Raw genomic sequence first — 6,259 nt, 5'->3', positions numbered from 1 at the left:
CAGCGGCTGCGGCTTTCTCGGCGGCGGCCTTCTCAGCGGCCGCTTTTTGCGCGGCGGCTTTCTCAGCGGCTTTTTCGGCAGCCGCTTTTTCAGCTGCCGCCTGCTTAGCCGCTTCCTGCTGGGCTTTTTTCTCCGCTTCCTGTTGCGCTTTCTTCGCAGCCGCCGCTTCCGCTTTCTTCTGCGCCTCGGCCGCAGCTTTCGCCGCTTCAGCTTCCGCCTGTTTCTTCGCCTCGGCAGCGGCTTTCGCTGCAGCGGCTTCGGCCTGCTTCTTCGCGTCAGCAGCCGCCTTGGCCGCCGCCTGTTCTGCCGCTTTCGCCTGGGCATCCGCCTTCGCTTTCGCCTCGGCGGCCGCTTTGGCAGCGGCTTCCTGCGCTTCTTTTGCCTGTGCGTCCGCTTTGGCTTTTGCCGCCGCGGCGGCCTTGGCAGCCGCTTCTTCAGCCTGCTTCTGCTGCTCCTTCGCTTCTTTCGCCGCTTCCTGCGCCTGCAGCCGCTCCTGTTCGAGCTGTTTCAGCCGTTCCTGTTCCGCCGCCTGTTTCTCACGTAACTCTTCCGCCTGCTGCTGCGCCTGTTTTTCACGCTGTTCAGCGGCGCGACGTGCGCTGGCCTGCTGCTGTTGCTGACGGTTATAGTTATTTACCACCGCCCCCGGATCGACCATGACGGCATCAATCGACGATCCGCCGCCGCCGCCGGCAGAGGCATCCAGATGCTCGTCAAACGAACTCCAGATCAGCAGCGCGATCAGAATGATGTGCAGCGCGACTGAAATGATGATCGCTCGTTTAAGCTTGTCGTTTTGTTCGGTTGCCTTTGACACTATCGGTTCCCAAAAACTGTTCGCCTGTATCCGCGATGCGCACCGACGGCGAGCGATACCCGCCACCGGACGCCGCGCGGACGCACCTACCTGAAGCGATTAAATAGGTTTGGTCATCAAGCCGACCGATTTAACCCCTGCACTATGCAACAGGTTCAGCGCTTTAATAATTTCATCGTAAGGGACGTCTTTCGCACCGCCGATCAGGAATACCGTTTTTTCATTGGCTTCAAGACGACGCTTCGCTTCGGCAATTACCTGCTCCGGCGGCAGCTGGGACAGCGTCTCCTGCCCCACCTTCACGCTGTACTGCCCTACCCCGGAGACTTCCACAATCACCGGCGGATCGTCATTGCTTTTCACCGCTTGCGATTCCGTGGCGTCCGGCAGATCGACTTCCACGCTCTGCGTAATGATCGGCGCCGTTGCCATAAAGATCAGCAGCAGCACCAGCAGGACATCCAGCAGCGGAACGATGTTGATCTCGGACTTCAGTTCGCGACGTCCGCGTCCACGTGCTCTGGCCATGGCTTACCCCTTATTGCTTTCGCTGGTGGTAAAGGCCTGACGGTGCAGAATAGCGGTGAACTCTTCCATAAAGTTGTCGTAATTCAGTTCAAGCTTGTTCACGCGCTGGTTCAAGCGGTTATACGCCATGACCGCCGGGATCGCGGCGAACAGACCAATCGCGGTGGCGATCAGCGCTTCGGCGATACCTGGCGCCACCATCTGCAGGGTGGCCTGCTTCACCGCGCCAAGGGCGATAAAGGCGTGCATAATCCCCCAGACGGTACCGAACAGACCGATATACGGGCTGATCGAGCCTACGGTGCCGAGGAACGGAATATGGGTCTCCAGCGTTTCCAGTTCGCGGTTCATCGAAATACGCATCGCGCGCGATGCCCCTTCGACAATCGCTTCCGGCGCATGGCTGTTAGCCCGATGCAGGCGTGCAAACTCTTTGAAACCGCTGTAGAAGATTTGTTCCGAACCGGTCAGGTTATCGCGACGCCCCTGGCTCTCCTGGTACAGACGAGAGAGCTCGATCCCGGACCAGAATTTGTCCTCGAACGCTTCAGCTTCACGCGCGGCCGAGTTAAGGATACGCGTTCTCTGAATAATGATAGCCCAGGAAGCGATAGAAAAACCAATCAAAATCAACATGATAAGTTTTACCAGAAGGCTCGCCTTCAGGAACAAATCAAGGATATTCATGTCAGTCACTGCTTAAACTCCGCGACAATAGACTTGGGAAGCGCACGTGGCTTCATTAAGAGTGGATCAACGCACACAATGAGAACCTCAGCTTCGTTTAACACTGTATTCTCGGCGTTGACGATTCGCTGCGTGAAAACCAAAGAGGTGCCGCGCATCGAGGTAATTTCCGTCTGGACTTCGAGCATGTCGTCGAGTCTGGCGGGGGCAAAATACTCCAGCGTCATTTTGCGAACCACGAAGGCAACGCGTTCAGCCAACAGCACCTGTTGACTAAAGTGATGGTGGCGCAGCATCTCTGTGCGTGCTCTTTCATAAAAAGCGACGTAACTGGCGTGGTAAACCACACCACCGGCATCGGTATCTTCGTAGTAGACCCGAACCGGCCATCGAAACAGCGTTGTATTCACTTTACATCCCGGTAATGCAAAAAAAGGTTAGAGCTTTCAAACTTCGCTACTATACGCGCGGGAAAGGTGGTTTGGAATGGGGGAAAGTAAACGGGGCGTAAATTTTTATGGGCTTATGCAAGCCCATAGCATTAACAGAGATCTCTTATTCAAAAGAAGAAAAAGAAGAGACCTAAAGCGAGCACGATATCAGCGATAAGCGGACAAAAAATCCCCTGCCAGTGAACGGCACGCGGGCGAAAGCCCACGCCGTGAATAACGCCGCTGCAAACCGCCCACATCAGCAAGAAACCATGCCAGATTTCCAGCTCGCTGGTCTTCGCCGCAAAGCGCGACGGATCCCAGAAAATGCAGCCAGCCAGCAGCAGCGCCATCAATAAGGAAAGCGCCCGGAGCGGGCGCTTGTCCATTATCGCGTACAGAGTAGCGATAAATTTCATCAGATTTCTTCTTTCTTCCCGGCTTTGGTGGCTTCCACGTGCTCAAGCGCCAGCGCGGTAATGACCCCAAAAGCACAGGCAAGAAGCGTTCCCAAAATCCATGCGAAGTACCACATATATAGCTCCTTACCTTAGTACAGCGAGTGGGTATTCTTTTCGATGTCTTCGCGCGTGATGCGGCCAAACATCTTCCAGTAACACCAGCTGGTGTAGGCCAGAATGATCGGCACGAAAACAATCGCCACGTAGGTCATCAGGTTCAGCGTCCGCTGACTGGAGGTCGCGTCCCACATTGTCAGGCTGGCGTTCAGCATGGTGCTGGACGGCATGATGAACGGGAACATCGCGATACCGGCAGTCAGAATGATGCAGGCCAGGGTCAGCGAGGAGAACAGGAATGCCCAGGCACCTTTATCCGCTTTGGTCGAAACGACGGTCAGCAGCGGCAACACCACGCCCAGGGCAGGCACCGCCCACAGCGCTGGCATATTGTTAAAGTTCACCATCCACGCGCCAGCTTCCCGCACCACTTCCTTGGTCAGCGGGTTAGACGGGCCGGTATGGTCAATCACCGATTTCACCACATAGCCGTCGATGCCGTAGTAGACCCACACGCCCGCCAGCGCGAAGCAGACCAGCGTCACCAGCGCCGCCACCATGGAAACGGTGCGAGTACGCAGGTGCAGTTCGCCTACGGTACGCATCTGCAGGTAGGTGGCGCCCTGAGTCAGGATCATCGCCACGCTGACGATACCGGCCAGCAGACCAAACGGGTTCAGCAATTGGAAGAAGTTACCGGTATAGAACAGACGCAGGTATTCATCGACGTGGAACGGCACGCCCTGCAGCAGGTTGCCAAAGGCCACGCCAATCACCAGCGGCGGCACGAAGCTACCGATGAAGATGCCCCAGTCCCACATGTTGCGCCAGCGGGTGTCCTCGATCTTGGAACGGTAGTCAAAACCGACCGGACGGAAGAACAGCGAGGCCAGCACCAGAATCATCGCCACATAGAAGCCAGAGAACGCCGCGGCGTAAACCATCGGCCAGGCAGCGAACAGCGCGCCGCCGGCGGTGATCAGCCACACCTGGTTACCGTCCCAGTGCGGGGCGATGGCGTTGATCATAATCCGACGCTCGGTGTCGTTGCGGCCGAGGAAGCGGGTGAGCATGCCCACCCCCATGTCGAACCCGTCGGCGACGGCAAAACCAATCAGCAGAATGCCAATCAGCAGCCACCAGATAAAACGCAATACTTCATAATCGATCATTTGACGACTCCTGTCTTAGCGTGCCGACTGAATAGCCGCAGAGGACTGTTCAAAGTGATAGCGGCCGGTTTTCAGGCTGCTAGGTCCTTTGCGGGCAAACTTGAACATCAGGAACAGTTCAGCCACCAGGAACAGCGTGTACAGACCGCAGATCAGCAACATTGAGAAGATCAGATCGCCCGCGGTTAATGATGAGTTAGCCACCGCCGTCGGCAGGACCTCACCAATCGCCCACGGCTGACGGCCGTATTCGGCAACAAACCAGCCCGACTCCACGGCAATCCACGGCAGCGGCAGGCCGTAGAATGCGGCGCGCAGCAGCCATTTTTTCTCGCCGATGCGGTTACGGATCACGCTCCAGAAGGAGGCGCCTATAATCAGCAGCATCAGGATGCCGCACGCCACCATGATACGGAAGGCGAAGTACAGCGGTGCGACGCTTGGAATGGAATCTTTGGTCGCTTTGGCGATCTGCTCTTCCGTGGCGTCAGCGACGTTCGGGGTATAGCGCTTCAACAGCAGGCCATAACCGAGGTCCTTCTTCACGTTATTGAACTGGTCGCGCACGGCCTGATCGGTTGAACCGGCGCGCAGCTGTTCCAGCAGCGCGTAGGCTTTCATGCCGTTACGGATACGCTCTTCGTGCTGAACCATCAGATCCTTGAGGCCGATAACCGGCTTGTCCACCGAGCGGGTAGCAATGATGCCCAGGGCGTAGGGGATCTGGATCGCAAAGTGGTTGGTCTGCGCATTCTGATCGGGAATACCAAACAGGGTGAAGGCCGCCGGCGCAGGCTGGGTTTCCCACTCTGCTTCGATAGCCGCCAGTTTGGTTTTCTGCACGTCACCCATTTCGTAACCGGATTCGTCACCCAGCACAATAACGGAGAGGATCGCCGCCATACCGAAGCTGGCTGCGATGGCAAACGAGCGCTTGGCAAAGGCGAAGTCGCGACCTTTCAGCATGTACCAGGAGCTAATCGCCAGGATGAACATCGCGCCGGTGACATAGCCCGACGCCACAGTGTGAACGAATTTCACCTGGGCGACCGGGTTGAGCACCAGTTCAGAGAAGCTGACCATCTCCATACGCATGGTTTCGAAGTTGAAGTCCGATGCGATAGGGTTCTGCATCCAGCCGTTGGCGACAAGGATCCACAGCGCGGAGAGGTTGGAACCCAGCGCAACCAGCCAGGTGACGGCCATGTGCTGAACTTTGCCCAGACGATCCCAACCGAAGAAGAACAGACCTACAAAGGTGGATTCGAGGAAGAAGGCCATCAGACCTTCAATGGCCAGCGGCGCACCAAAGATATCGCCCACGTAGTGTGAGTAATACGACCAGTTAGTCCCGAACTGGAACTCCATGGTCAGACCGGTCGCCACACCCAGCGCGAAGTTGATACCAAACAACTTGCCCCAGAATTTGGTCATATCTTTATAAATCTGTTTGCCGGAAAGGACGTAGACCGTTTCCATGATGGCCAGCAGGAACGCCATACCGAGCGTTAGCGGCACAAACAGGAAGTGGTACATCGCGGTCAAGGCAAACTGTAAGCGCGACAGTTCGACTATATCTAACATCATGACTCCTTGCTCATCGCATGAAGACTCCGAAAATGAACCGAGAAGCTCTGGCTCATACGCATGCCCCAATACAAATTTATTTGTCGCCCGTCCACAGCAGGTTTCAATCGAAGGTAAAACCATGCCAGGGTAAGGTTACAAATACGTTAACGAAAAACCCAATTGATTCCCCAATATATTACGCCGCAATAACCTTACAATAAATATGTTTTTATTGTTCCAGTTTTACATTTTTCGACGGTGATCAATATATAGTGAAGATGGCTGAATTCAGCCAATTTGACTTGAGACAATTTAACGTTTTTTGAGGGATTTTTCCAAGGATTAAGTATTGATATAAATCAATTTTTACTCTATGTGTTAATTATGTAGCCCAATAAAGAATATTGGTGAACTTAATGTTAATTAAGTGTTTAAACTATGGCTTTTCCAGTTACTAAAAAGAGAGATATGAGAATCATAGGTAATATTATTTAACGTCGTGGAAAAAAACAAAAAAAGGAACCGATCCGAATAATG

At 54.8% G+C, this 6,259-nt stretch carries 8 protein-coding genes; all 8 read right to left on the bottom strand.

Annotated elements, in window-relative coordinates; translation table 11 throughout:
* On the bottom strand, positions 1–817 hold an 817-nt coding region (gene tolA, locus KHQ28_RS27215; RefSeq protein WP_211777757.1), incomplete at its 3' end, for a cell envelope integrity protein TolA.
* 99 nt (positions 818–916) lie between these two features.
* Positions 917–1,345 (bottom strand): colicin uptake protein TolR, encoded by a 429-nt coding sequence (tolR, locus tag KHQ28_RS27210; RefSeq protein ID WP_002895061.1) that lies wholly within the window; start codon positions 1,343–1,345, stop codon positions 917–919.
* Positions 1,346–1,348: 3 nt separating this feature from the next.
* On the bottom strand, positions 1,349–2,041 hold the full coding sequence (gene tolQ, locus KHQ28_RS27205; RefSeq protein ID WP_004152221.1) for a Tol-Pal system protein TolQ: 693 nt from the start codon (positions 2,039–2,041) through the stop codon (positions 1,349–1,351).
* Positions 2,038–2,442 (bottom strand): tol-pal system-associated acyl-CoA thioesterase, encoded by a 405-nt coding sequence (gene ybgC, locus KHQ28_RS27200; protein ID WP_002895056.1) that lies wholly within the window; start codon positions 2,440–2,442, stop codon positions 2,038–2,040. The genes tolQ and ybgC overlap by 4 nt, the downstream gene beginning before the upstream one ends.
* A 149-nt stretch (positions 2,443–2,591) precedes the next feature.
* Positions 2,592–2,882 (bottom strand): cyd operon protein YbgE, encoded by a 291-nt coding sequence (gene ybgE, locus KHQ28_RS27195; RefSeq protein WP_002895053.1) that lies wholly within the window; start codon positions 2,880–2,882, stop codon positions 2,592–2,594.
* Positions 2,882–2,998: a cytochrome bd-I oxidase subunit CydX gene (gene cydX / locus KHQ28_RS27190; protein WP_002895051.1), complete on the bottom strand. Its 117-nt coding sequence runs from the start codon at positions 2,996–2,998 to the stop codon at positions 2,882–2,884. Before cydX ends, ybgE begins: the two co-directional genes overlap by 1 nt.
* Positions 2,999–3,013: 15 nt before the next feature.
* Entirely contained in the window at positions 3,014–4,153 is a 1,140-nt protein-coding gene (cydB, locus tag KHQ28_RS27185) for a cytochrome d ubiquinol oxidase subunit II (RefSeq protein WP_002895049.1), read from the bottom strand.
* 15 nt (positions 4,154–4,168) lie between these two features.
* Positions 4,169–5,737, bottom strand: coding sequence for a cytochrome ubiquinol oxidase subunit I (gene cydA, locus KHQ28_RS27180; RefSeq protein WP_002895047.1), 1,569 nt, complete (start codon positions 5,735–5,737; stop codon positions 4,169–4,171).
* Positions 5,738–6,259: the final 522 nt, after the last annotated feature.

Origin of the sequence: Klebsiella sp. 28 (assembly GCF_018223905.1) — a bacterium.
Taxonomy (GTDB): domain Bacteria; phylum Pseudomonadota; class Gammaproteobacteria; order Enterobacterales; family Enterobacteriaceae; genus Klebsiella; species Klebsiella pneumoniae.
This window is presented reverse-complemented; position numbering and strand designations above follow the sequence as displayed.